22 protein-coding genes and 1 pseudogene are annotated in these 26,743 nt (G+C 48.3%); 6 read left to right on the top strand and 17 right to left on the bottom strand.

Going from position 1 to position 26,743, the window contains the following annotated elements:
- Positions 1 to 39: 39 nt before the first annotated feature.
- The 7 genes from M0651_RS07915 to M0651_RS07885 form a co-directional block, all read right to left on the bottom strand.
- Entirely contained in the window at positions 40 to 1,122 is a 1,083-nt protein-coding gene (locus M0651_RS07915; RefSeq protein ID WP_248551302.1) for a Gfo/Idh/MocA family protein, read from the bottom strand.
- Between the two features lie 21 nt (positions 1,123 to 1,143).
- A complete protein-coding gene (locus M0651_RS07910) occupies positions 1,144 to 2,295 on the bottom strand; it encodes a Gfo/Idh/MocA family protein (RefSeq protein WP_248551301.1) in 1,152 nt (383 codons plus the stop codon).
- A gap of 15 nt (positions 2,296 to 2,310) precedes the next feature.
- Entirely contained in the window at positions 2,311 to 3,906 is a 1,596-nt protein-coding gene (locus M0651_RS07905; RefSeq protein WP_248551300.1) for an extracellular solute-binding protein, read from the bottom strand.
- 110 nt (positions 3,907 to 4,016) lie between these two features.
- The gene (locus M0651_RS07900; protein WP_248551299.1) at positions 4,017 to 4,889 is read right to left on the bottom strand and encodes a carbohydrate ABC transporter permease; all 873 of its coding nucleotides are present in this window, start codon (positions 4,887 to 4,889) and stop codon (positions 4,017 to 4,019) included.
- Positions 4,890 to 4,906: 17 nt separating this feature from the next.
- Positions 4,907 to 5,854: an ABC transporter permease gene (locus M0651_RS07895; RefSeq protein ID WP_248551298.1), complete on the bottom strand. Its 948-nt coding sequence runs from the start codon at positions 5,852 to 5,854 to the stop codon at positions 4,907 to 4,909.
- A gap of 256 nt (positions 5,855 to 6,110) precedes the next feature.
- Complete coding sequence (locus tag M0651_RS07890) at positions 6,111 to 7,721, bottom strand: extracellular solute-binding protein (protein ID WP_248551297.1); 1,611 nt, start codon at positions 7,719 to 7,721, stop codon at positions 6,111 to 6,113.
- Between the two features lie 35 nt (positions 7,722 to 7,756).
- Positions 7,757 to 9,973 carry a helix-turn-helix domain-containing protein gene (locus tag M0651_RS07885; protein WP_248551296.1) on the bottom strand — a complete coding sequence of 739 codons (2,217 nt, stop codon included), beginning with the start codon at positions 9,971 to 9,973 and terminating at the stop codon, positions 7,757 to 7,759.
- 247 nt (positions 9,974 to 10,220) lie between these two features.
- Between M0651_RS07885 and M0651_RS07880 the strand changes: the two genes are divergently transcribed.
- The gene (locus M0651_RS07880; RefSeq protein ID WP_248551295.1) at positions 10,221 to 12,257 is read left to right on the top strand and encodes a methyl-accepting chemotaxis protein; all 2,037 of its coding nucleotides are present in this window, start codon (positions 10,221 to 10,223) and stop codon (positions 12,255 to 12,257) included.
- A 92-nt stretch (positions 12,258 to 12,349) separates the two neighbouring features.
- Here M0651_RS07880 and M0651_RS07875 read toward each other — a convergent pair whose 3' ends face one another.
- From M0651_RS07875 to M0651_RS07850, 6 genes are all read right to left on the bottom strand, one after another.
- Complete coding sequence (locus M0651_RS07875; protein WP_248551294.1) at positions 12,350 to 13,060, bottom strand: ABC transporter permease; 711 nt, start codon at positions 13,058 to 13,060, stop codon at positions 12,350 to 12,352.
- A complete protein-coding gene (locus tag M0651_RS07870; protein ID WP_248551293.1) occupies positions 13,057 to 13,986 on the bottom strand; it encodes an ABC transporter ATP-binding protein in 930 nt (309 codons plus the stop codon). The genes M0651_RS07875 and M0651_RS07870 overlap by 4 nt, the downstream gene beginning before the upstream one ends.
- Positions 13,987 to 14,060: 74 nt before the next feature.
- Positions 14,061 to 14,690, bottom strand: coding sequence for a TetR/AcrR family transcriptional regulator (locus tag M0651_RS07865; RefSeq protein ID WP_248551292.1), 630 nt, complete (start codon positions 14,688 to 14,690; stop codon positions 14,061 to 14,063).
- A gap of 138 nt (positions 14,691 to 14,828) precedes the next feature.
- On the bottom strand, positions 14,829 to 15,224 hold the full coding sequence (locus M0651_RS07860; RefSeq protein WP_248551291.1) for a VOC family protein: 396 nt from the start codon (positions 15,222 to 15,224) through the stop codon (positions 14,829 to 14,831).
- Positions 15,225 to 15,388: 164 nt separating this feature from the next.
- Positions 15,389 to 15,844, bottom strand: coding sequence for a MerR family transcriptional regulator (locus M0651_RS07855; RefSeq protein WP_248551290.1), 456 nt, complete (start codon positions 15,842 to 15,844; stop codon positions 15,389 to 15,391).
- A gap of 67 nt (positions 15,845 to 15,911) precedes the next feature.
- On the bottom strand, positions 15,912 to 16,523 hold the full coding sequence (locus M0651_RS07850; protein ID WP_248551289.1) for a TetR/AcrR family transcriptional regulator: 612 nt from the start codon (positions 16,521 to 16,523) through the stop codon (positions 15,912 to 15,914).
- 251 nt (positions 16,524 to 16,774) lie between these two features.
- On the opposite strand from M0651_RS07850, the gene M0651_RS07845 reads away from it, so the two are divergent.
- Entirely contained in the window at positions 16,775 to 17,557 is a 783-nt protein-coding gene (locus M0651_RS07845) for an SDR family oxidoreductase (RefSeq protein ID WP_248551288.1), read from the top strand.
- A 155-nt stretch (positions 17,558 to 17,712) separates the two neighbouring features.
- Here M0651_RS07845 and M0651_RS07840 read toward each other — a convergent pair.
- Positions 17,713 to 18,229: pseudogene (locus tag M0651_RS07840) on the bottom strand (DJ-1/PfpI family protein).
- Positions 18,230 to 18,723: 494 nt separating this feature from the next.
- Between M0651_RS07840 and M0651_RS07835 the strand changes: the two are divergent.
- The gene (locus M0651_RS07835; RefSeq protein WP_248551287.1) at positions 18,724 to 20,025 is read left to right on the top strand and encodes a GntP family permease; all 1,302 of its coding nucleotides are present in this window, start codon (positions 18,724 to 18,726) and stop codon (positions 20,023 to 20,025) included.
- 18 nt (positions 20,026 to 20,043) lie between these two features.
- A complete protein-coding gene (locus M0651_RS07830) occupies positions 20,044 to 21,180 on the top strand; it encodes a glycerate kinase family protein (RefSeq protein ID WP_248551286.1) in 1,137 nt (378 codons plus the stop codon).
- Between the two features lie 40 nt (positions 21,181 to 21,220).
- Here M0651_RS07830 and M0651_RS07825 read toward each other — a convergent pair whose 3' ends face one another.
- From M0651_RS07825 to M0651_RS07820, 3 genes are all read right to left on the bottom strand, one after another.
- Positions 21,221 to 22,273: a CdaR family transcriptional regulator gene (locus M0651_RS07825; RefSeq protein ID WP_248551285.1), complete on the bottom strand. Its 1,053-nt coding sequence runs from the start codon at positions 22,271 to 22,273 to the stop codon at positions 21,221 to 21,223.
- Between the two features lie 1,098 nt (positions 22,274 to 23,371).
- Entirely contained in the window at positions 23,372 to 23,548 is a 177-nt protein-coding gene (gene tnpB, locus M0651_RS24255; protein WP_372490905.1) for an IS66 family insertion sequence element accessory protein TnpB, read from the bottom strand.
- A 239-nt stretch (positions 23,549 to 23,787) separates the two neighbouring features.
- Entirely contained in the window at positions 23,788 to 24,606 is an 819-nt protein-coding gene (locus tag M0651_RS07820; RefSeq protein ID WP_248551284.1) for a metallophosphoesterase, read from the bottom strand.
- A 212-nt stretch (positions 24,607 to 24,818) separates the two neighbouring features.
- Here M0651_RS07820 and M0651_RS07815 point away from each other — a divergent pair, with 212 nt between their 5' ends.
- On the top strand, positions 24,819 to 25,694 hold the full coding sequence (locus tag M0651_RS07815; protein WP_248551283.1) for a leucine-rich repeat domain-containing protein: 876 nt from the start codon (positions 24,819 to 24,821) through the stop codon (positions 25,692 to 25,694).
- On the top strand, positions 25,667 to 26,722 hold the full coding sequence (locus tag M0651_RS07810) for a helix-turn-helix transcriptional regulator (RefSeq protein ID WP_248551282.1): 1,056 nt from the start codon (positions 25,667 to 25,669) through the stop codon (positions 26,720 to 26,722). Before M0651_RS07815 ends, M0651_RS07810 begins: the two co-directional genes overlap by 28 nt.
- The last annotated feature ends 21 nt before the right edge of the window (positions 26,723 to 26,743 follow it).

Genomic DNA, 26,743 nt, shown 5'->3' with positions numbered 1-26,743 from the left:
CGTTTGCGGGCTGGTCATTAGATCCCCATTGGAAATGGATCAGGCCGTTTCGATCCGAACCGCTTGCGTCTGCGCCTCTATGCATAAAGCCGCCGCTTTAAACGCATGCTCCTGTGTCATTGCGTTTTCCGTTCCGTTCAGGATATCCAATAGGAATGCGCCAAAATAAGGGTACCCCACTCTCCCGGAGCAATCATAGTGGAATTCGCCTTCGTGATTAACCAAATAAAGATGATTGCCGGACACTTCCCGGGCGATGTCGATGTATTTGCGAATTTCGATATAACCTTCCGTCCCCAAAATGAGGGTTCTGCCGTCGCCCCACGTCCCCAAACCGTCGGGAGTCAGCCAATCCACCCGAAAGTAGAAGGTCGCCCCGTTATCCGCTACCAGCGTCGCGTCGCCGAAATCCTCGAATCTGGGATAGGCCTTGAATTTGTAATTGGCGACCTTGCTGTGCAGCACCTTCGCATCCTTAGCCCCTGCGTAATGCAGGAACTGCTCGATCTGATGGGACCCGATATCGCATAAGATCCCGCCGTAACAGTCAGGGTCGAAGAACCAATCCGGCCGAGCCTTGGGGTTGGCGCGATGCGGGCCTGTGCCGATCACCTGTACGACCCGGCCGATCGCGCCTTCCTCGATCAGTTGGCCGGCAAACACGGCGCTCTCCACGTGAAGACGTTCACCGTAATAAATTCCCCATTTGAGCCCGGTCTCTTCCGTTTTCCGGCGCGCCCGATCGACCTGCTCCAACGTGGTAAAGGCCGGTTTATCCGCAAAATAATGCTTGCCGTGCTCCATCGCCCGAAGCCCCAACGCGCAGCGTTCGGAAGGAATGCAGGCCGCAGCGATCAATCGGATCTGCGGATCCTTCCAAATCTCCTCCTCGGACGCGGCCGCCTCCGCTTGAGGAAACGTCTCGATGAATCGCTTCACCTTCTCCGGATCCGGATCGTAAACCGCTGCGAGCTCGGCTCCGGCCTCGATCAATCCGTTGCACATTCCGTAGATATGTCCATGATCCAATCCGATGGCCGCAAACCGGAATTCGCCCTCCCCGACTACCGGGCTCGGCTTTCCTTTCGGCGCGTAGTTCATGCCGTCCTGCTTCTTCGTCATGTCGTTTGCTCCTTTCCCCCTTTAGCTATTGCCTCCCGAGGTGATGTTGTTGTCGCTGAAATTCTCCACGCTGGTCTTCTTCTCGTAAAAATAAGTCGCGTTCTGCAAAATCCCCTCTCGCGTATAAAAAGGACTATCCGGACCCAGCGGCAGCTTCACCGTTTGCCCGGTGCTGGCCGACTGGTAAATTGCCGTAATCAGCTCCAGCGTTCTTCGGCCTTGAATGCCGTCCACCAGCACGGGCGAGCCCTGTTCGATCGCATTCAGGACGTCGTGGATTTGGCCGCGATGACCTTCATACGGAAGCTCGGGTTGCTCGTCGTACGCTTGCTGAATTCGGGCTTCCAGCTCCTCATCCTGCTCGGGGAATCCGTTTGGCTTCGAAACGGAAGCCGCCACCTTCCAAGGTGCGGACACTCGCGCGTGCTTCCCCTGGAAGATCAACTGCTGCTCCTGGCCGTGATGCACGACGGAGCTGGTCAGTTGGGCTAATGCCCCGTTATCGTAACGGGCGATGGCGACAGAGATGTCCTCGACCTCGGCATTGTCATGGGAGGTGTTGCTCATCACCGCGGTGATCTCGGCTGGCATGCCGTTCATCCATTGAAAAATATCGATATGATGCACCGCATGGTTCAGCGTGCAACCGCCGCCTTCCTTCTCCCAAGTTCCTCTCCACCACAGATCATAGTAACAATGGCCTCTCCACCAGTAAGAGTCGACTTGCGCGTGCACGATCGGCCCCATGAGCTTCGTGTCCAATACCCGCTTCAGCTTCATCATGGGGGTGGTGAACCGGTTTTGCGCCACGACGGATAACATTCTCCCGCTCTGCTCCGCCGCCTCGTTCATCCGGTCACATTCCTCCAGCGAAGAAGCCATCGGCTTTTCGACGATCACGTGCTTACCTGCTTTCAAAAAAGCGATCGCCGTCTCCGCATGGGTATACGGAGGCGTGCATACGGATACCAGGTCGATGTCGCTGCGTTGGAGCATTTCCGAGTAGTCGGCGTAAATTTCCGCATCCAGTTGAAACTGATCCGCTTTTTGCCGCGCCTTCTCTGGATAAATATCGCAGATTGCCACAATGCGGCACTGCTCCGGGAACTGCAAATACGCTTGAATATGGGCCGGCGATATCGCGCCGGCGCCGATTACCGCTACCTGTATCAATCGGCTCCCCTCCTGTTACTTCTTGTAAAACTCGTCGTAGGCCGCCTGTTTCCCTTCCATGACCGCCTTGCCGCCCATGGACATATATTCCTCGACCTTCTGGTCATAGACCTTGTCGAATTGATCCGGTTTGGCCGTGACGATCTTGGCCAGCATTTCTTTTTCGAAATCCTCCAGGATTTTGGCGTATTTGATTTCGGCATCCACCGCAATATCCACGCGAGGCAGGGTATACCCGTCGTTGGTGCCTGCTTGAATGCTCTTGACGGTGAAATCCTTAAAGTCAGGATCGAAGGCATTGGCCGCAATGTTCTTGTTCGGGTCCTCCGTCGAAATGTACTTGCCATTCAAAATAATGCAGTAGTCATAGTAGTTGTACAGCAAGTTCTGAGCCTCCGGCGTATTCAGCAGCAGCGGCAGCCCCTCTTCGCTCATTTCGTAAGATACGCCTTCCTCGCCGTTTTGCAGCACCAGGATGTTGTTCGGATCAGCCATCCAGTTGAGATATTTCACGGCTGCCTCCGCGTTTTTGCTCGTCGCCGGGATCATAATGTAAGCGCCGGTCGGGTCATAGATCGGCTTCGGATGTTTCCCGTCGGGAGTGGAGAACGGATCGATGGCCTCCAGCACCGCGTCCGGATTATTCGCCTTCAGGTTGGCATAGTAGCCGTTATATACCGGTTCATTGGTGTTCGGCGTGCCCGCCCCGGCAACGCTGTTCACGACTTGCTGGGCGAACGCCTGGCTAAAGTCGTCGCTGAGCGCAAAATCCGGATCGATCAGTCCTTCGTTGTACATCTGGTTCAGCAATCGGTACCCCTCTTTGCTTCCCGGCTGCAGCCAGCGGGGAACCGAATACAGATTCTTATCCGTAATTTCGTCCCATTTCCAGAAGGAATTGACCAGCGGCATCATATGAAACACGTCGATGTAGCTGTAAGGGACGACCTTGCCTCCCGTTTTGCCAGGATCCTTCTCTTTAAAGGCACGCATGGCATCCACGAATTGCTCCGTCGTTTGCGGGAGCGGGAGATTTAATTGATCCAGCCAGTCCTTGCGGATGAAGGTAGTGGTCTGAGCTTGAATCACGCGCAGCGCAGGAAGGGTATATTGCTTCCCGTCAAACACGCCGTAAGGCAGAGAAGGCTCCAGCACTTTCTTCAAGTTCGGCCCATGCTGATCAATGAGCGGTCCCAGGTCGGTTAAACCTCCGCTTTTCACGTAGTTTTGCACGGTGGGCTTATTATACGTGAACACGATGTCCGGAGCGGAGCCCGAGGCCATCAGGACGTTCAGCTTATCCACCTCTTCGGCGCGAGGAACCGTGACGAATTCGACGTCGATATTGTTCGGGTCGCCGAAATTTTTCTGGATATACTGGGTCATGAAGTTATCCGTTATTGGCGGCTCCCCCGCCGGCGTATTGTTGCGGTCAAACAGCTCCACTTTTAAGGTAATCCGTTCCCCTTTCGGTTCGGATTCCTTGGCATTATTCGTCGCCGCGGCATTCCCGCCGCCGTTCCCCCCGCCGCCGCAGCCCGCCAAAGCCAAGCTCGCGGCCAGGACCAACGCAACTAGGGCGAACATCGAGGAGCGTATTGGTTTGCGCATGGTGTTGCCTCCCTTTTCAATTTGTTTATATATAGTGACCTTCGGCGTTGCCGTCGATATGGAAGGTTTCGCCCCGCCGAAAGACAGCTATCGATGTGATCCCTGCCGTCCTACCCTTTGACGGCCCCCTGCAGCATGCCGGAAATGAAATATTTCTGCAGCCAAGGATAAACCAGCAATATCGGCACGGTGGCAAACATGATGCTGGCCGACTGAATGCTCTGAGGAATCGGAGTCGCGGCATTAAAGCCTTCTTGCGCTGTGGCATCATTCACCTGGCTGTTGATGACCATCTGATATAACTTGAGCTGGAGCGGGTACAAATTTTTATCATTGATGTAGAACAAAGCGTCCTGAAACATATTCCAACGGTCCACGGCCGAATACAACCCGATGGTTGCGAGAATCGGCAATTGAAGCGGGAGCACGACCTGCAGCAGAAACCGGAAATGGCCGCAGCCGTCCATCCAGGCCGAGTCCTCCAGTTCATGAGGCACGCCGGAGAAGGACGTTCGCATAATAATCAGCAAGAACGCATTAATCATCAGAGGCAGAATGAGTGACAATGGCGAATTAAGCAAACCCACCTCTTTGACGAGCATATAATTGGGGATAATTCCAGGATTAAAGAACATCGTTACCACGATCAGGCCGAACATCACGTTACGGCCTTTGAAGTTTCTGCGGCTTAACGCATACGCAGCCATAATGGTCATCACCAAGGCTACCGCGGTATAGACGACGACCAGAATCACCGTCAGCACCAGGGAACGCATCATGGAAATGTCCCCAAATACCGCCGAATACGCATGGAAGTTCCACTCAACCGGCCACAGAAACACTTCTCCCGACATAATGGCCCGGTTGCCGCTGAAGGATAAGGCGAAAATATGGATCATCGGCACGACGCAAAATAAAGCAAACAAACCGATGAATACGATCACAAGGCTATCGATCACTCTATCAACCGGATTCCGAATCACGAGAGCTCCCTCCTTTGCTAGAAGATGCCTTGCTGGTTCACTTTTCTGGAAATGAGCTCGGCGGTGAGCAGCAAGATCAGTCCGATGACGGACTGGAACAATCCAACGGCCGTCGCCAGCGCGAATTGCGCCGACTGAATTCCGACCGTGTACACATAGGTGCTGATGACCTGAGCGACATCCATGACGTAACCGTTCTGCAAAGCATACGGCTGCTCGAAGCTGATATCCGCCATATGGCCAATCTGGATAATAAACAACACGACGATCGTCGGCTTGATCCCGGGGAGGGTAATATGCCAAATTCTTCGCATCCGGCTTGCCCCATCCACTTCGGCGGCTTCGTACAGCTCCTTATTGATTCCTGTAAGCGCTGCCAAGTATAGGATCGTTCCCCAGCCGGCATAGTGCCATACCCCGGCCCCCGTGTACGTAAGGATCCACAGCACCGTGTCTTCCAGGAACGGAACCGGTTGACCGCCGACACTTTTGATGAACTCATTTACGCTGCCGGTATGGGTAGCCAGCAATTGAATGACCATCCCCCCGACGATAACCCATGAGATAAAGTGGGGTAAATACAGCAGCGTTTGGCTTACGCGTTTGTACCATTTGACGCGCAGCTCATTCAGCATAATCGCCAGGATGATCGGAATCGGGAAGGTAAGTAAGGAGATGACATTCAGCATTAAGGTGTTGCGCAGCGCTTTATAAAACTGCGGCATCCCAAAGATCTCCCGAAATACATCCCATCCAACCCACTCGCTGGCCCAGACCCCCCTAAAAATGTTGTAGTCCTTAAACGCAACCACGACGCCCGCCATGGGAATGTACTTAAATACGAGAAAGAACGTCATTGGCGCGAGCATCAGGAGATACAAAGGCCATTGCCGCTTAAAGGCGGCCATGCCATTAAGCCGCTTGACGGGGAGCGAAGAACGCGCCCGCCTGACTTCCGTTTGCATCCGCATCCTCCTTTCGAGTGTAAGTCCATGGCTTGGTTGCTGCTTACTATACCGCAGGAACGAACATTGGGAAATTCTCCTTTTTTGGGGGCTTCTTCTCTTTTAAAAGAAGTCGTTTCACCTTTTTTATATGCCTAACCTTTGTTGAGATAGCGGGCTGGAAGGGCGGTTCAGTCAAAAGAAAAATCGCCCCAAGAAGGAAAAACTCCCTCCTTGGGACGACTGGACTTCAACGCGTTCATCTGGCTGATTCAGTTTAAGGTGTTCCGCTGCTCTGCGCTTGATATGCTTGGTGTTTCTCCTCACGGACCTGCTGTCCGCCCATGGATAAATACTCCGCCACTTCCTCGTCGTATACGGCATCGAATTTCTCCGGAGATGCCGTAATGACTTTCACGAAGACCTCGTCGTTCTTCTCATTCAAGATGGCGGCATACTGAATATCGGAAGGCAGGATCGCATGAATGCGCGGGGTCTCAATACCGTCGTTCATGGCGTACTCTACGCTCTTGCGCGTAAACTCCTCGAATCGCGCGTTGGAGGCATTGGCTTTCAGATTCAACCGTTCGTCCTTGCTGCTGACATATTTCCCATTCAAGATGATGCAATAGTCAAAATAATTAAATAACAAACGGTCCGCATCCTCGCTCTCCAGGGTGACCGGCACGCCATTCTCCATCTGGTACGTCACCCCTTGTATGCCGTTCTGCAGCGTGATGATGTTCTCCGGCTGCGCCATCCAATTCAAGTATTTGATGGCTGCCTCCGCGTTTTTGCTCGCTTTCGGAACCATGATGTACATGCCCGTATCTTCCAGGATCGGCTTGGGCTTCTTGCCGTTGACGTTCGTAAAGGGATCGATTGGCGTCAAGATGGCGTCCGGATCATTCCTTAACAATTCGGCGAGATATCCCATATATACCGGCTCATTCGTATTCGGTGTTGCAGCTCCGACTCGGCCGTTTATCAGGTCTTTCTGAGATTGCTGGGCGAACCGGTCCAAGTGGAAATCCGGATCGATCAGCCCCTCATGGTACAGACGATTCAGAAACCGGAACGCTTCTTTGTTTCCGGGCATCGTCCACCCCGGCTCGGCGTACAAGTCCTCCATGGTGATCTGGTCCCAATCCCAAAATGAGTACTGTAGCGGGGCTGTATGATAGTAATCGATTTGACCGAAGGGATAGATGATTTCTCCGTCCTTTCGCAGCCGGTCTTCTTTAAATGTCTGAAGCGCCCTGTAGAAGTCCTCCGTCGTCTCCGGTAAAGGCAAGCCGGCTTCCCGAAGCCAATCCTCCCGGATCAAAGTGGTGCTTCGAGCCGTCAATACCCGCTTAGCCGGGATCGCAAACTGGGTTCCCTCGAGCCGCCCGTAACTCAAAATTTCCTCCCCCAGAAGCTGCTTCAGCCGGGAGCCGTATTGATCCAGCAAAGGCGACAAATCGGTTAATTTGCCTTGCGTGTAGAAATTGTAGACCGTAGGCAAGTCGTAAGTGAACACAATATCCGGCGCTTGATTCGCCGCCATCAACACCTGCAAGCGCCTGACCTCCTCCGCACGGGGGACTGTAACGAATTCGATCTTGATCCGTTCTGGATCTCCGAAATGCTCTTGAATGTACTGCGTCATCGCGTTATCGGTAATGGTCGGCGCGCCAATCGGCTTGTTGCTTCGTTCAAACAGTTCGATTCGAAGTGTGCCCCAGCCGTCATCGGCCGCCGCGAATCCGTCCGCTTCGAAGGAACGGATCGGGTCCGACGCCAACCCCAGTCGATCCGTATCCTCAAATCCGCTGCAACCCGCCGCTAATAAGCTCAGGATGACGATGACCGCCAGCCTCGATAACCACGACCTCGCAAGCCGCATAAAGCTTCCTCCTCCCACGTTAGGTTGACTAAGCTCTAAATCGTACGATACATGTTGCGGTACTCTCCCGGCGGGATGTCCTGAAATTTCTTGAAGGCGCGGTAGAAGGAGTTCACATTCTGGTACCCGATGTTCTCCGCAACCGATTGAATCGAATCCTCGGTTTCCAACAGGAGCTGTTTGGCGTGCTGCATCCGAACCTTCAAGACGTAATCCACGAATTTTTCTCCCATTTCCTCTTTGAAAATAAGACTTAGCGCGCTGGGCTGGAGGTTCAGATAATCGCTGACTTGGACCAGGGAGAGGCCGGGATCGGTATAATGCGCATCGATGTAATGTTTAGCCTGCATCGCTAAACTATGATGTCTGCGGGCTTGACGATCCTCTTCCACGCACGCCTCGAACTGGTTCATGAGGCTCATGAACTGTTCCTGAAATTCTCCTAACGATTCCGCCGTCTCCGTCATCCCCGCGAAACGCTCCTGAAAGTCGCCTTTCCAGCGTTCCTGGATCGAGGAGGATAAAGCCAGAACCGCCTTATCCATTCGTTTGAGAAACGCCTGGGCAAACTCCGCCATATCGCGCTTGCGAAACCGCATTTTGCCAAGCTCGTTGAAAATCTGCGATAATTTCTCCCGCCATTCGGTATCATTCATGCGGAAAGACTGGGCGGCATAATCCAAGGCTTGCAGATAAGCGTATCGGTCCAGATTGATAATAGCCGCGCTTTTGCGATTATCTATAATCGAATGGATGCCGAAGAGGGTTTTGAGCTCCACGTTCTCCTGCGCGTTTCGATAGGAATCCGCGATGGTTTCGATCGACTTGGAGTCCGCCCCGATTCCGATCGAAATCGTCAGCTCCAAATGCTGATGAATCCATTTCTTGAATTCCTCCGCAAATTCCGCCGCTGCTAGATTGCTGCGCGGTTCGGACGCCGTATGATGCACCACGAAAGCGATGCGATGCGGCTCCATCCAGGCATGCCATACAAAGGAATGATGGCTATGTCCCAAATCGCGGAAGGCGCTTTCGATAATAAACTTAAGCAAGTACTGGTCCTTGACCTTATATTTATCCGTAAACCAAGCATACCGGTCCAACTCTGCCACCATCACACCTAATCGGTCATAGGGGACGGACAGATTAAACTCAGCCAACTGCTGCTGAAATTCTTCATCGGACAGAACGAGATGCCCGGCCAACAAATCGTGAAAAAGCCGCTGCTGCCGCAATAAGCTGTCTTCTTTATGTAAGTTCTCGTAATCCAGCGAACGCTTTAACAGATGGTCTAATGCCATCTCGATGAAGGTAAACTCATTGTTCGCCCCCTTGATGCCAAGCTCCTCACTTTTTCGGTATGAAAATTGGCTTACCTTTTCCATAATCGATTGAATGGGTTTGTAATGGATATGGGTCACGATCGTGAAACCAAGTAAAGCCAGCAGAATCAGGACGACCCAAATCACCATCCATGCGTTGGAGAAGAGGGAGAGCCAATTATAGCCTTGATCATGCACTCCCTCCGAGACATAAGTCCAGCCGGTATAATCGGATTGAACTTGAATTGGACTCATGGCCGGCTCCGAATCCGGGGATTTATCGGTCGCAGCATCGATCAAACGAACTCGATTGTAATCGCTTTCACTTAGCGAGTTGAGATATTCCAGAAAGGAACGCTGATACACGTTTACGACAAGGGCTCCCCGCATGTCGTTCCCGGTAAAAGCAAACTTCATCAGGGAGACGACGGGCTGTTCTTCTTCCTCTCGGGGCAGATAGGCAAAGGATCGCGGATTAAACCAACCTGCGGATTCCTTATTGCCGTAGCTCGCCGTCAAGAAGTCTGCGTCACCAAACGCATTCAGTGAATACGATCCCAAGTCTGAGATAATCCGCTGCTCGGCTTCATTATAAATGTAGATGGTGTTGGCAAACGGCAAAGCCAAGCTTAATTCGATCATCTTCTTCTGCAGCAGGAAGTCATCCAGCGCATCCTTGGAACCCTTCGTGAAGTAGTCCTGGATCTCGCCATCCATCAACAATTTGCTGACAACATTACGCTCAATCAGCATCAGATTCGCATCTGCATTAAATACGATCCGATCCAGGATCGCTTGGTTGGTCTCCAGGTATTTGCGCTCGGAAGCGTTGTTGAGAGCCAGGAATATCATGAAGATCATGGAGGAAATGATGACAAAGAGAATCGGAGCATAGGAAAGAATCGTACGGTAATACCAGTTCATTCGCATAAAGCCAACTCTCCCAAACCGTTTCATTCATTATAAATGATCCCATTGGTGTTGTTAATTAACAATTTATTCGGGGCTCTCATTTTTTATTTAAGATTTTAGATATTTATTGCGTTGCGTTGCTGCAGGACCGCCGTTACAAAAACCAAAGCAACTAGTACAAATGACACAGATTAATATGTCAAAGGCAGGTATAATGGTTAGGCCTTATTACCCAAAAAAGACTGCATAAAGGACGGCGTAAAACATGAAGAATTTGTTTAACCTGCATTCCATCCGGCTAAAACTGTTAGGTATTCCCCTCGCAAGCGTATTGATTGCGATTCTGGTTATTGCTTTTAGCGTGACCAACATTACAGAACGAAGTCTACTAAACCAAATGAAAAATGACGGGCTCCTGATCGCAAATCAAGCGGTCTCGCAGCTTGAAATGAGCTCCTCAGCACTCGAAATCATCAATTCCTCTACAGAAGCTGATATCCGAACGTTAGGCGGTTATCTGAATGCAAACATTCAGTCGGCCACCAATAATGAATATTTGACTGCCATTGCCAAGCAATTTGAAGTCGACGAGATCAATTTGGCTGACGCGTCCGGTACGATCGAATACTCCAATCTGCCCACCAGCATAGGAACCGTTTTCGGCAAAGAACATAAGGCCCAGCAGGTTCTTGGCGGCGGAGCCGCTTTCTATGTGGAAGACATCAGAAAAAGCAAGGAGACGGGGGACTACTATAAATACGGATACGTGAAACGAAGCGACGGCGGAGTTATTCAGATCGGTATTTTGGCCAACAAAATCCAGGCGTTTACAGACAGTGTTGGGTACCAGTATTTAATCAACAATCTGAGCAAAAACGAAGAAATCGTATATGCCCTCTTCATCGATCCGAACTTGAAGGCGACCGCCCATTCAGATCCGGAAAGAATCGGCATTTCCCTGGATGATGAGGGAAGTAAGACGGCAATACAACAAGGCAAGACGTACACTTCAACGTATTATTACGAGAAAGAGAAAACGAAGGTCTACGATATCATTCTCCCAATCAAAAAGGACGGCAAAGTTCTTGGCGCAATCGACATTGGACTTTCGATGGAAAATACGGAACAAACCATAAACCAGATTATGTGGCTCACAACGGTGGTCAGTGCGGCTGCTTATATTCTAATCTCGCTCATTTTGCTCTTTATTACCAATCGGGTGATCAAGCCGATCCAACAGTTGGCCAAAGCCTCCAAGGAAGTGGCTGACGGCGAACTATATCACGAGATTACGGCAAAAGGCAAAGACGAAGTTGGTGCCTTAGCTTTTAGTTTCAGAGACATGGTCATCCATTTGCGAGGCGTCGTATCCGGCATTCAGAGCAAAGCCGATCAAACGGACGACATGTCCGCACAGTTGGCTACGGCCTCCACCCAGTTAAGCTCTGCTTCCAGCGAGGTCGCGACCGCGATTCAGCACGTGGCCGAAGGAACGGCTTCGCAAGCGGACGAGCTGACGCAAATGGTCGAGTTGATGTCGGAATTGGCGGAACATCTCGATGGAATTCAGGATAAGATGGCTTCGGTGAAACATCATGTTGATGGAGCAGAGGACAAAGCCGGCGTAGGCAAAGAAAACATCGAGATCGTCTCTTCCTCCAGCGGAAGCTTGACGGCAGCCGTCCAAGAGGTCCACGTCAAACTGACGGCGCTCGCAGACAGCGTCTCGCAAATCGGCATGATTACCCAAACCATTAACGGAATCTCCAATCAAACGAATCTGCTAGCATTAAATGCCGCAATTGAGGCGTCCAGAGCCGGGGAGGCAGGGGCAGGTTTCGCTGTCGTCGCCGGAGAAGTTCGCAAATTGGCGGAGCAATCCAAAATCGCTACGGAACAGATCCAAGCATTGATCGAATCCATTGCCGTTGAAACGAAGGAAGTCCTTCACACGTCTCACGAAGTGGAAGACCTCATGGGTAACCAGGTGCAATCGGTTGAGCTCACGACTGATTCCTTCCGGGATATTCTTGAAGCGATATCGGCGATTGCTCCATTGATCGAAGAAACTTACCTTAACATCCAAAACACGCTTCAAACCAAAGACACCGTCGTCGATAAAGTATCGGCCGTTTCGGCCTTTGCCCAAGAAATGTCCGCCTCTTCGGAAGAAATCTCCGCCTCGTCCGAAGAAATGCTGGCCAGCGCCCAGGAGGTCTCCAGCCACGCGGGTCAACTCAACGACATTTCGGTATCATTGAACAATCAGATCAAGCAGTTCCAACTGAAACCTAAATCTTAGTCCACCAAGGCCTCAAAACCCACGAACCCGAATCATCCTGCAATGCTGCAGCGTGGTTCGGGTTAACTACTTCTCGGCCGCTTCTTCAAGCCTTACTTCTGATCCGCCCAACGCCACCATGCCCATGTCCCGAGATAACCCGCAAAGCCCACAACGATAGGGATGATATAGCTTACCGGTTCCAACGGGAATACAGCCCCGCCGCTCTGCGCCAGCTGAAGAGCCGGGATTGACCATGGGAGATAGGCGCCTAGACGCGTCGGTCCCCCGATTAGGGCAACCATCAGCGTACAAAAGGCGAAAGCCATCGGAGCCAAGTAACCGCGTGATACACAGGCGATCCATATCACCGGGCCGCACATGAACAGATGTATAGCGGAAATAATCAACAATTGGAGCACAAGATGCAGCACCTTATCCATCGAAAAGCCAGGCACACCCACGACAAGACCCAACAAGAGCGCAAAGCCCACGGTGATCAGAACGACCACCAGACACCCGACAATCGCCGACATCGATTTGGCGGCAACGATTTTCCCCCGTGATACGGGAAGTGCCAGCAAATCCTTCATGGTACGGTCAGCATATTCTCGTCCAAACGTCCAACCCGCAACCACGCCAAAGCCGACAATACCAAACACGCTCGCAAACATAAACACGACATTACTAAGATAAGTATTCCAATCCCCCTCGCCAACGCGAATGGCCGTAACGAACAAGAAGAATACCAGGGTTCCCCACAATACATAGGAACGGTATAGCTTCGTATTTTCGGTCCGAATGGCTGCAAGCAAAGATCTCATTCTTCCGTTCCCCCTTTGGCTCCAATTGTTTTGAGAAAATAATCCTCCAAATCCTCTTCCTCCACCTTCAATAGAGCGAGTGGAAGACGCGCATCCGTTAGCAGCTTCGCCACGTTCTCCGGTTGTCGGATGGCGTGTTCATCGGATACCTCCAATTCCCCGTTATCGGTGACCCGGACATGATAACCGCCACTTCTCAGGACGGTTCGCGCGGCCTCCGTCTGATCGTTGACCCCGATATAGAGGCGTTTTTGCCGGAGTTGTTCAAATTCGTCCGCCGATAGTTCCTGCAGAAGTACTCCGCGATGAATGATTCCGATTCGTGTGGCGATCTTCGAAATCTCTTCTAAAATATGACTTGAAATAAATACGGTCACCCCATGCCGTTCAGCTAAATTTCGTAGCAGTTCGCGGACTTCAACGATTCCGGCCGGATCGAGCGCGTTAGTGGGTTCGTCGAGAATCAAGATCTCCGGATGATGTAGCAGCGCTTTGGCTAATCCGAGCTTTTGTGCGTTGCCCAGCGATAAATGCTTAGCCTGAGTGTCGGCATATTCGCTCATATTCAGTTGCTCCATCACCGCCTCCACGGCACTCCGCTCCCGAATTCCACGCAGCCCCGCGAACAGCTTTAGGTTCTCCCTTACCGTAAATGTGGGATAGGCAGCCGGGGTCTCCACCAGATAACCCACGCGTTTCCAAAACGCTTCTCCCCCTTGGGTAAGCTTTCTACCGAATAAATAGACCTCTCCTGAGGTAGGTTTATTCATCCCCAGTAAGCAGCGGATCGTTGTTGTCTTACCGGCGCCATTTAGGCCGAGGAAGCCGTAGATTTCCCCTCTCTTTACTGTCATCGAAACCTCGTTAACGACGGTTCGGCTGCCATAACGTTTGGTCAGATGCTCGGTGCGGATGATTTCTTCCATCGCAGATGCCCTCCTATTTTTACAGATACATCTTATTTGATTGAACGTTCGTTGAGTAAAATAGTCAAAAAAATTTACTTCGCCCACAGTTGTACATAAAAACGGGCGATCCGCTGCATCTCTTTCTGGGACAGCTCCCGGCCATTCAGGATTTCCCGGACAACAGATACTACAACATGGGATAGAAATTGCGAGGCGGCCATCTCAAAATCCATCTCCCGGACATTTCCCTGGGCGGATTGCTTCGACAGGTAATCGGCTAGGGCCGCAAACGGTTGTTTGGTCAGCTCATCCAAAGCATCTTGCTGCTCTTGTCCAAGTAATTTCCGTTCCCGCATCAAGATCTGGAAGTATTGTTGATCCTCCTGGATACGCTGGGCAATTCCGTAGGTGAGCTGAAGCAAAACCTCATCCAGTACCTTCCCGCCTTGGAATAGTTCCTTGAAGAAGACCACAAACTTGGAGATTCGCTCCTCCTGAGCGGTTTGCAGTACTGATTTCAGGATTTCCAGCTTGCCCCCGGGAAAATAATGATAGGTTAACGCCTCCGCCATGCCAATCTCTTTATTTAATTCGCGCATGGAGGTCGCATGATATCCCTTCTCCGCAAACAGCCGTTTTGCGATATCAAGGATTTGCTGCCTGCGTTCAGCCGCTTGCAGATCCCGGCTGGTTATTCGGTTGGTTCTCCGCTCGGTTGGCATTCGTAGACCTTCTTTCCTTTCACTAAACGATCGTTGAGTAAATCATAACCGCTGGATGTGTTGGAGTCAAGTTGTGCTAATCTCAAGCAACGCCGCAAAGTAAAAAGCCGTCGAGGCACGGACCTCGACAGCCTAAGCTTACTGTTTGGTAATCATCCACGTGACGCCAAATTTATCGATCACTTCTCCGTAATGAGCTCCCCATGGTTGAAGGGCGAACGGATACTTACTCTCTCCGCCCTGACTTAAGTTGGCATAGGCCGTTGTGGCTTCCGCCAAATCATCATAAACGATCGAGATACTGGTGCTGCGATTGTACGATACCGGCTCAAGAGAGTCCGCAAACATTAAGGTGTTCGTCCCGGCTACGGTCAAAGCCAGATGCATGACCTTCTCCTTCATCGCCTCAGGTGTTCCCGGCGCTTCCCCGTAGGTAGCCAGAAATTGAATTTCTCCGCCTAAAGCCGCTATGTAGAAGTTGGCCTGGCTTCTTGCATCCTCCGACATCAGATAAGCGTAAATTTGGGCTCCCATTCTAAATCAACAACCTTCCTCATTAATTTGGTCCTTCTGTACATGTAGACGAAGGAATAATGCGGAATTCATCGGTGGTGATTAATTAAATTTGGTCGATTTGTAAGCCTAGAAATCTAAGAAGTAGTTTCCATTCGGAAGCTACTTCTTTTTATCGCACCCTCTCAAGCCTTCTGAACCATAGGTAAAGCCGAATAAAATACATCACGATGCATATGCCGAATTTTGTCCCAATTGCCGGGATTCGTCGTATCTGGAGAGCGGTGCTCCAGAATGGCCTGATATAGCAAGGTTTTCTCTTCCATATGAGCTACATGCCGTTTGGCTTCTTCGAGCTTAGCGATCGCCGCTTCTTTATGCTCCATCATAAGAGCGAAACGTTGCGGAATCGTCGCATCCCCTTCGAGACAGAGATCAACGTACGTTTTGATCACTTCAATTGGCATCCCGGACTGCTTGAGACATTTGATGCCATGCAGCCAATTGATCGATTCTTCATCGAACATCCGAATGTTGTTCTGATTCCGTTGTAAGCTTGGGACCAACCCTTTATCCGTGTAGAAGCGTATGGCGTGCTCGGTAAGCCCCGTGATCTGAGCGGCTTCTTTGACCGTATACATGCGTGATCCTCCTTGCAATAAAATAAATGCATCTCGCCTATCTTCGTGTAACACGAAGTCCATAAGCTTAAGAGGACTTGCTCGTAAACGTGGAACTTCCGGTAGGCCATGTGGAGAGCGCTTGCTCCGCAACAGCTTCCAGCATATCGCGACTGAAGCCGGCCTTGGCTTGGACCGCCATCCCGTGGAGTACAGCCATCACAAATGCGGCTAGTGCAGTACAGTTCGCGGTCTGCGGCAGATCCCCTTCTTGCTTTGCCCGTTCCAGGCGATCCCGCAGCAACGTCTCTCCCTCCGCACGCGCATCGATTAAGGCCAGGCGGATCGGCTCAGACTCATCCGAGCCAGCCAAGTCGCCGTGGACATATAGACATCCTCTATGATCCGGGTAACGAGTTTGCAAATCGGCCGCGCTGCGGAAGAGGTGTGCGACCACCTCCCTCGAGGTCGGCAATGCTATCGCCGCCGGGAAGAAATCATGATAGTGCTCGTAGTAACGTTCCAAAACTTGGCGGAACAACGCTTCTTTATTGCCAAACGCCGAGTAAAGCGCGGGGCGTTCGACACCCGTGGCCTGCGTCAGGTCGGTGTACGATGTACCCTCGTAGCCCTTGCGCCAAAACACGCAAAGTGCCGCGTCCAGTGCCTGTTCCACATCGAATTCGCGAGTACGTCCCATCCGTAAGATCACCTCTATTTTTTCTGTACGTTATCATAACACACGTTACGAATTGCTGCCAGCCGTTCGATCGGACAAGAGCCTGCAGTAAACGTGCGCTGGAAATAGCATGATAGATTCTGTAATTGAGTAATTGACAGTTCCCACCAGATTGGTTAACATGATATAACATAACGACCGTTATGATATTTCACCAAAACCCCGGGGGCGTGGACATGGCTTAAAATTTTCAATAAAGGAGCAGGGATGATATGTCGAAAAGCGTAGGAAAGTTTAGTGGTAAAGTTGCCTTGGTTACAGGAGCAAGTCGTGGGATCGGTGCTGAAATTGCCAAGAAATTAGCGGCAGGCGGCGCGGAATGGATCGGCGTACATTACGCCAACAATCGGGAAGCGGCTTTAAAGGTTGTTGATGAACTTCAAGCATTGGGCTCAAAGGCAGTAGCCCTCCAGGCAGAACTAAATGATGGCCTTACCGGTGTAAAGCAGCTGTGGAATACACTTGAGGAGGCGGTCCGCTCGGAAATTGGAACCGTGCACTTGGACATTTTAGTTAACAATGCAGGAATTGCGCCGGCCATTCCTTTTGAAGAAACGACAATTGAAACGTTTGAAGAAGTCGTTAATGTGAACCTGAAAGCTCCTTATTTTCTTATTCAAGCAGCCAGTCCTTTTATACGTAACGGCGGACGAATCATTAACATTTCTACAGGCTTTACTCGGGTTGCCGGTCCAATGCAAACCATTTATTCGGCTTCCAAAGGCGCTGTTGAGACACTGACCTTGGCTTTGGCGCCACATTTTGCGGCAAAAGGAATTACAGTGAATGCGGTAAGACCGGGAGTAACGGCTACGGATATGAACAAGGATTGGCTCGCCCTCCCGGAGGCTCATGCTGAAGCCGCTTCAATGTCTGCATTCGGGAGAGTGGGAACTACCGAGGACGTTGCGGATATCGTTGCGTTTATAGCTTCTGAGGAAGCACGATGGGTTACGGGGCAGTTTATTGACGCTACTGGGGGGACTAGACTTTAAGAATAAAAACGCAACGGCCTTAAAACGTTGAAGCGAGCGTTCTTAGGCCGATTTTGGGTCGTGATCGGCATTTCAAAATCGAGTAGCCTTTTTTATTGAACCAACGTGCAGTATTGGTCAATCGATTTACTCGCAATGTAAAGTCGTTGGGACCTTCATTGTATTGAATTCATCAGCTCATAGTAATATTTAGAATCATTAGTCTTATTAAGGTTATACCAGTCGTCTAATGTTTTTGGAGAAAACACATCCAAAGCTTTCAAGATGTGTGTAGAAAATTCCAACTGAGTTATTCCAGATGCTGTGATCAGTTTTCCATCAGTTACAGCAGACTCCATCTTGTAATAATTTTCTCCATTATAAGTGGGACAGATCATTTTGAGGTATTCCAGATCATTACTTGTATGCCCACGTGAATTCAGCAATCCTGTCTGGGCAAGTCCCATTGTAGCACCACCGATCTTTCAATGCTGCACTCATCCAAATTGATGTCAGGCAGTATTTCAATCCGCCCATTGTAGTTACTGGAGTCTTATCAATTCCCACGGTGACTATTTTTGATGGGGCCAGCCCCTTTTTATAAAATCTTCCCGAGTTCAGTTCGGCAGTTAAGTAGCCTACTTCCCAGTCTGCCATTGTGTCAAAAACATAAAGATATACCGTATTATTCATTTGCAAGTTCTCCTTATTTTACAATTCATCAAGTGATACCAATCATCCATCGGTAATCCATGATTATCATCATAATAAAATGACTTCACTGACATCCGCTGTCAGTGAAGCTATTAAAGTTGATAATATTCCATTAGCTCAAGCAATGAACCCGTCCTTGCCGACTAAATCAGGTAATAGATTTCAAGTCTCCTTATAAAGGTTATTATCAATTCTCCGAGTGAATAGGAAAATCATAGAGGCGAACAAATTTAGTGCATATGCACAATTATATTCATTGGAATATCAATTGTTTGATTACCTAATTCTTAATATAATGAAACCGTATTCAAGTTAGTGAATTTAGGAACTTTTAAGGAGGGATAACTTTACCACATCGCAATTGCACAACAATAGATAGAGACCGAGGCTATGTGAATGAGGTTTAATAGTACGGTGCATTGTAATAATAGGGTCACCGAATTAGAACAATCAACCTGAGGAGGATTTTTTAGATGACAGCAGCATTAGATATATCCTGGATTGGCGCTTTAGCGGGTTTGGCGCTAGCGATTATATTAATTTTGTTGAGACTAGCGCCCACTTATGCACTAATTCTAGGAGCAATTGTTGGTGCGTTTATAGGCGGTGCGAATTTTTCGGAAGTCATCAACATCCTGATTTCTGGAACTCAAAGTGTACAAGGTACCGTTATACGAATTATCGCTGCAGGTGTTTTTGCCGGCGTGATGATGGAATCGGGGTCAGCCGGAACCATTGCAGAATTCATCGTTGATAAACTAGGTGGAACGAAAGCGATGCTATCCCTTGCGCTCGCTACCATGGTGATCACAGCAGTAGGGGTATTCATTCCTGTGGCCGTCTTGATTGTTGCTCCGATCGCGTTATCGGTAGGTAATAAAATGGGGTACTCCAAAATCGCTTTGCTCGTAGCCCTCTCTGGTGGAGGTAAGGCGGGCAACATTATCTCACCGAACCCAAACACTATTGCAGCAGCCGGCGGATTTCAGCTCGATGTAAACCAGGTCATGCTTGGTGGAGTCGTTCCTGCGCTTGTTGGATTGGCCGTTACTGTCATTATCGCATCATTCAATAAATTTAAAGGCACGAAAGTAACAGATCAAGAAGCAGCTGAATTGGATAAATCCAGTTCAAAGAACCTGCCTCCTTTATCCAAAGCTTTGGTAGCTCCAGTCATCGCGATTGTGCTGTTGATGATTAGTCCCATTGGCTCGATGCTTGGCGCAGACTTTTTAGAAAAGCTTAAGATTGATTCATTGTTTATTTTACCGTTTGCCGGCGTAGTCGGTGCCTTAGCTTTAGGCAAATCGAAAGATATACTGAACTATTGCACGGCCGGTTTGAATCGAATGACTCCAACGATCTTGATTATTATTGGGGCAGGTGCCATTGGTGGATTGATTACGGCTTCTACCCTACCCGCAGAGGTTGTTGCATTGGTTGAATCGTTGGGCATCTCCGGAGTCTTCTTGGCACCTATCGCAGGCGTGTTGATGGCTGGGGCAACGGCATCGACTTCAACAGGGGTTATTTTGGCCACGGGCTCCTTCTCGAATGCGATTCTTAATACAGGCGTTGCTCCTCTATCGGCTGCAGTAATGACCCATGCGGGTGCTACGGTCATCGACCACCTGCCGCATGGAACCTACTTCCACGTGACACGGAATGCGATGGGCATGAGCATGAAGGATCGGATGAAGGTTGCCTTGTATGAAAGCATCGTCGGTTTAGCAATGACGATCGTAGCCGTGGTTCTATTCGGATTTATCTTATAAAGGAATGGGGAATCATCAATGAGTAAAGTATTTATGCTGGCTCCGGACTCATTTAAAGAAAGCATGACGGCAAAAGAAGTGTGTGAAGCTATGGAGATCGGCATCAAAAGAGCTATCCCGGATGCAGAATGTATTCATGTTCCTATGGCGGATGGAGGTGAAGGCACGGTTCAGTCGTTGGTGGATGCAACAGGTGGTACCATCATTCGGAAAGAAGTGACAGGGCCTATTGGAACGCCAGTTATCGCGCATTATGGAATTTTGGGAGACGGCAAGACAGGTGTCATCGAGATGGCATCTGCTAGTGGAATTCATCATGTAACGAAGGAAACCAAAAACCCTCTCATTACGACTACCTTTGGAACGGGTGAACTAATAAAGGATTGTATTGAAAGGGGGATTACGGACATCATTCTAGGCATTGGTGGCAGCGCTACGAATGATGGAGGAGCAGGTATGGCTAGAGCGCTGGGATATAAATTCCTGGATAAGGAAGGGAAAGAGTTGCCGCTTGGCGGAGGAAGCCTCCTTGCACTGGATACCGTTGATACCACTGACGTGCATCCGCAATTAAAACATATTCATATCCTGGTTGCTTCCGACGTGACCAATCCACTTTGTGGTGAAAAAGGTGCCTCCGTAGTCTTCGGGCCCCAAAAGGGGGCCACTCCGGAAATGGTTGCCTTGTTGGATGAGAGCTTAAGACATTATAGCAACGTCATTAAGCAGCAACTAGGAGCGGACATTCTAGATTTACCTGGAGCAGGCGCCGCAGGCGGCCTCGGAGGCGGATTGCTGGCCTTCACGAACGCAACCATGAAAAAAGGAATTGAAATTGTCATTGAGTATACGGGACTTAAAGAAAAACTCCAGAATGTAGATTATTGCTTCACTGGTGAAGGCGGGATCGACTTTCAGACGAAATTCGGCAAAACCCCTTATGGAGTCGCTAAGGCAGCAAAAAGCGTGAACAGCGATATCAAGGTGATCGCTTTGGCGGGATCTGTCGGCCAAGATGTAGAGGCTTTATACGATGAAGGGTTTGATGCCATCTTTGGTATTGTTCCAAAGGCAGCCGATCTTGATACCTTATTAGCAGAAGGCAAGGAAAATGTTGCTCGTACATCGGAAAATATTTCGAGATTGTTAAAATAACACTTGGAGGACGGCTTCAGCATTATACGGCCGTCCTCATTTATTCTACTCGGTTAATCAGCATCAGGATGAGTTCCATGAGCTCCATGACATTTTTGGGATCTTTGCCCGTAGCTTGATTGATTTTGTTTAATCGATAGTTTAACGTGTTCCTGTGGATCATCAGTTTACTGGCAGTTTCATTTAAGTTAAGGTTGCAATTAATATAAATCTGTAGCGTTTTGATTAATTCATAATTTTGTTCAAGCACATGGGCTAGACGCTCTAATCTGACATCATTTTTGAATGATTTCAACATATCAACGATTAAATCACAATTCGCGTAGGATATATGCTTTTGGTTCGTGTAGACCCCCTTCAGCACGCGCATCGCCGACTTGGCCTGCGCAAGCCCATCGGCAATCTTATCATTCCAATTACTCATCGATATCAAGGTGTTGGGATAGTGCTTTTCTAGCGCCTGTTGAAGATCTTCGATCTGATCTGCTACCTGAACGACGATACAAAGTGAAGTTTGCGTCATTTTGAAAAAGGGGACACTTATTGCAAAATGCTCGTCAATCTCTGTGGGAGATTCCACGTAAATGATCTGGAAAGGTCTCGTCAACTGAATACCATAGATCAACGCCTGATCGATCATTTCCTGCGTATAAGCAGTTTCCGCATTGATGACTTGGGTAAAAAACTCTTGTTTGAGATTTTTCTGAACGTTCTTCTTTTCCATAGCGATGCTATTGTCGATTAACAAAATCACGGCTGACTTCAGAATGTTACCGAAGGGTCTCGTTACCTCTACTTCACCGCTGATTCCTACTACTCCAATAATGTTGCCATTCAGCTCAATCGGTAAGTTAATTCCCTTCTTTACGAACTCCTCATCTTCAAAAATTTCCACGATCCTTCGTTTTTGTATGGCTTGTACTGCACCATGGTGCAGCGTGCCGATTCTATCTTTATTTCCACTTCCGATGATCATGCCAGTTCGATCCATAATGTTAATATTATAGGGAATGTCTTTCATCATTCGATCGACAATGCTCTGGGCCTGAATATGTGTTAACTCATACATGGAAGCTTCTCCTTCTTCGTTCATTAATCGACTCTCACAATAACCCGTGCGATAGATGAATCTGTGTATTTTCTAATATTGTCTCTAGTGATCTAATTCACTTAGAGTCCCCTAAGAGATATCTACCCCGTTTGAAAGTTCCGTTTGTTCATCTAGTTAGTTCTATCCAACTTCTCGAATTCGCTCCTCGAGCTTGGCTTCAATCCCTTCTAAAAACATCTCGATGACCAAATTAGGCATCATCGGGACTCTTTTAGCAATCCCACACTTTTGTCAATAGTTCCAGACCCTTTTACTGGTTCCACACATTTTTGCCACCAGACATACTTTTATGTCTCGAAAATAAAGTGGTATCAAAGGGTAGGGATAAAGAAAGGAAAAGGATCGGGTTACAAGGCACAGAACTACCTTGGGTAACAGCCTGAGCAAAGGCCTGGGTAGACTAACCCCACCGCCTGAGAAGCCTTGAATAGCCTGAGAACGACTTCTGAGATTAGATTCGAGAAGTACACTGCATTCCCCTTCATTCCCCCCTATTCCCTATCCCCTAAAACAAAGAAAAGCTGAGCAAATGCCAGGAAATAATCCTGGATCTGCTCAGCTTTGATACGACTTTATTTGCTTTGATACGAGTTTGGATACATTAATATCAGTTTATTTGCTATTCACACAAAGTTGTTATTCGGTATTAAAGTTGTGTACTCATTTCATTGATTTTAATAGCTTTTTTTATATAATACTATGGATTGTCGGCAAAGTCGTGTACTGGCCACTATGAATAAATTCATGTCGCAATCAATGCTTGACTTTTTCGATGAAATAGAGCCACCATTCCGGTCATGGGTGAGCCAAGCCTCCGTCGAAAATAAGCTATCCCTCCGGTGAAGGTTCCACCTATGTGGATATCAATCCCGAGAGATCCATGGAATCCACGCTTTAGACCGTTATCGAGGGTATTGGGTCGAGAGTTGCATCGGCAAGCGTGCTTTCACTTATTTTTCTTTGCTAGCCGCCCGAAGCGAATTGAGAGCGCAAGATGGTGGATCCGATTTGATGGCGCGCTTTCTTGCAAGTCCTGAGCCTCCCCAGTTAATCTGCTAGATTTGAGCGATCACGGGGTGGCTACTGGAAGGTTCCCCGTTCGAGACGGCGATAAAACAGCCAGAAGCCATTTACATCCCAATTTAGGATCTTCAGCTTGTCTCGCTGACGGTTGCAGAACACAAACAAGCTGCTCGAAAGGGATTGTGTGCATAAACCTCCTGCATTAGAGCTGCTAAGCCATCGATTGATTTGCATAGGTCCGTGCTGCCACATGCCAAATACACCGGAATGCTGGTTGTTTGGCGTAGGGATGGGAAATATGCGTGCCGTCCAGGTTAATGACATCACCGTCCTAAAGGCGAGTCGCCTCATCCTGTTGGGATGATCGAAGTGACAATTAGCCCAAACTGGCCTTAAATCTTTAAAAGAATCAAATTTATATGTTTTTCTAATTTAGTAGAGCGAAGCGGAACAAAATGATGGATTACCTTCATCTATTTTAAGAAGTACTCCACCCATTTTAAGCTTCCATCGTGATCGGTATTCTTAATGAAAGATGAATACCTAGAAGTAAGTGTGTTATATTTCAATACTGGCACAACTCCACTTTTAGTCGTTTCTCCATCGATAAAAAAATGACTGTTCTTGTCCCAAAATACTTGATGAAAGTCTTTTTCTTTCGTCAGTGAACTTGTGCTTATATGACCGGCAATAATATCCTTATGAAATTTCCCAAAGGTAGCAGGGAACTTACTCAAAAAATACTCATCTGTTGTTCCATACCTCCAGTATTCCTCCGCTTCTTCATCTATTCCGGCGTGAACGAAGATTTGGGCTTCTGTCTCATAATAGAGCGGCAAGCCTTTTACCCATTTTACGAGTTCTGAATGGTTCTTCAAGATGTCCTCTTTAATTATTTTCGAGATACGAAACAAAAAATCATGATAACCTTTCTCGGACTTTAGCTGTGATATTTTCTCTCTGGTAGATATCGAGATGAATGAATTCACCGTTGCAAATCCATTATCAGAGTTTAGCCATTCAACATTCCAAATATCGCGATCCTTTGCACTTATGAACTCAAGAAACAATTGATCATGATTCCCTTTGAGTACAATGACTTGATTAGGGTAGTTCTCAGCCAGCTGTTTTATTGTATACAAGACTCCACAACTGTCTGGACCGTAATCGATATAGTCTCCGCAAAAGACCAACTTGTTCGCTCTATCGGATTCTAGATCGATCAATGCCAAGGCTTCTTCCAATGGATGCAAATGTCCATGAATATCTGAAATTGCATAAATCATTGGCATAAACCGACACCTGCTTTCAACGGAATGTACGTATTAGTATACTGCTGATTCACTGATTTGTTTCAATTTATCTGATTTCATGGTGCAAAAATAGACCACCGATTTTCTTATACTAACTTTAGTGGGTTCATTGTTCCTTGATAAAGAAAGCCTAGTGAAAACGCGGCAGTATAGAAAATGAGAAAATACTAAATGAAGAGGTGGCTTGAAGAATGGACAAAACACAACATAAGGTTCTAACGGAAGAAGAAGCTCGGAAACTCGGAGAACATATCGTTGTCATTCCAGAAGGATACACTCATATCGGACAAAAAGCTTTCTATTGTAGGAATATGATTGCTGTGCACATCCCGGAAGGCGTAACAACCATCGATGATGGAGCATTCCTCTTCTGTGATAACCTCGAATACGTAAATATTCCGAATAGTGTAACGCATATCGGCATGAATGCATTTGATAAATGCAATCAACTAAATACCATCACGATTCACGCCGATATTACAAGCATAGGCGAGGGTGCATTTTGCAACAAGGGTTTGCAATGGATTGAGGTCGACAAGAATAATCCTTATTTCTCAAGCGAAGAAGGGATTCTGTTTAACAAGGATAAAACGACCTTGCTTGCCTATCCTTCGCAACGAAAGTGCCCATTCTATTTAATCCCAAGCAGCGTCACTGAAATAGCGGATTGTGCGTTCGGATGGGCCAATATTAGACAAATCTTTATTCCTGACAGTGTGACGAAGATTGGTGATAATGCTTTCTACGGGGGTCACTGTTTTGTAGATACGAATAACCCTGCGTATTCAAGCAAAAATGGTTATTTGTTTAATAAAGATCAAACCTATCTGATTAATATCCCTGAGGAAGCGGACAAGATTTTTATTCCTAAGAGCGTTAACAGAATCAATCTAATGATATTTGAAGGTTGCGACCCCTTGAAATTCGTAATCTATTGCTATGCCAATTCTTACGGCCATCAGTTTGCAGAAGAATATGAGTTACAATATGTGTTGATTGATGGCGGAGTGCAAACCCAAATCAATATTGAGGTGAATGTATGGGAACGGACCATCCCAAAAAGATGAATGTATTAATGATCATTGAAATTCTTAAACTGTACAGCGATGCCGAGCATCGGCTTTCGCAGCAAGAAATTGCGGAATTGATCCATCAACGCTATCAGGTAAAGGTTGACCGCCATGCTCTGAAGAGAAATTTGCTGAACCTAATTGATTTTGGCTACGACATTGAATATACAGAAACGGTACGCAGGAAGAAAAATGGTGAGGATGAGGTTCTTTATTCGAATTGGTACCTCAACCGCGAGATCACCGATGCAGAGCTCCATATGTTAATCGACAGTATGCTGTTTTCAAAATATATTCCGTTCGGACAAAACATCGGATTGGTTAAGAAACTGAAAGGCTTATCCAGCAAATACTTTCGATCCAAGCGAAAGCTTCCAGAAGGGCGACTGGAAAACCAGCATATTCAACTCCTGCTTGCAACCGAGGTTATAAACGAAGCGATGACGAAGGGGAACAAGGTGGCTTTTCAATTTATCGAGTACGGAGTGGACAAGAAGCACCAAGTCGTATTGGGGAAAGACGGCGCACCCCGAATATATAAGGTTAGTCCTTACGAAATTGTCGTTACCAACGGGAGAAATTATCTGATTTGCGCCCATGACAAAGGTGACTCATTATACAATTACCGGCTTGATTATATGTGTGCGATAGAACAGGTTGAAGACGAAAAAATTCGCTCCTTGGATGAAATCCCGGGTTATGAGCATGGGTTAGACTTGTCCAAATATATGGAAGAGCATATCTATATGTACGGCGGCAAGAGTGTGCGGGTGAAATTTCGTGCCGATCTTCGTGCCAACAGGAATATAGTCGGGCATATCCTAGATTGGTTCGGGACGAATGTGCAATTCTCCGACATTACCGAGGATGCAATAACAGCGACTGTCAGCGTCAATGAGATGGCCATGTTCTACTGGGCGCTTCAATACGGAACATCGATAGAGATTGTGGCGCCGGTAAGTCTACGCGAGCGTTTGCGAGAGGCCGCAAATGCAATATCAGAGAAATATAATCGCGAGCTATGAAGTGGGAAAGAGATAATCATT

Origin of the sequence: Paenibacillus mellifer (genome assembly GCF_023195895.1) — a bacterium.
GTDB lineage: Bacteria > Bacillota > Bacilli > Paenibacillales > Paenibacillaceae > Fontibacillus > Fontibacillus mellifer.
The sequence above is the reverse complement of the archived record's forward strand: the minus strand, read 5'-3'. Positions and strand labels throughout refer to the sequence as shown.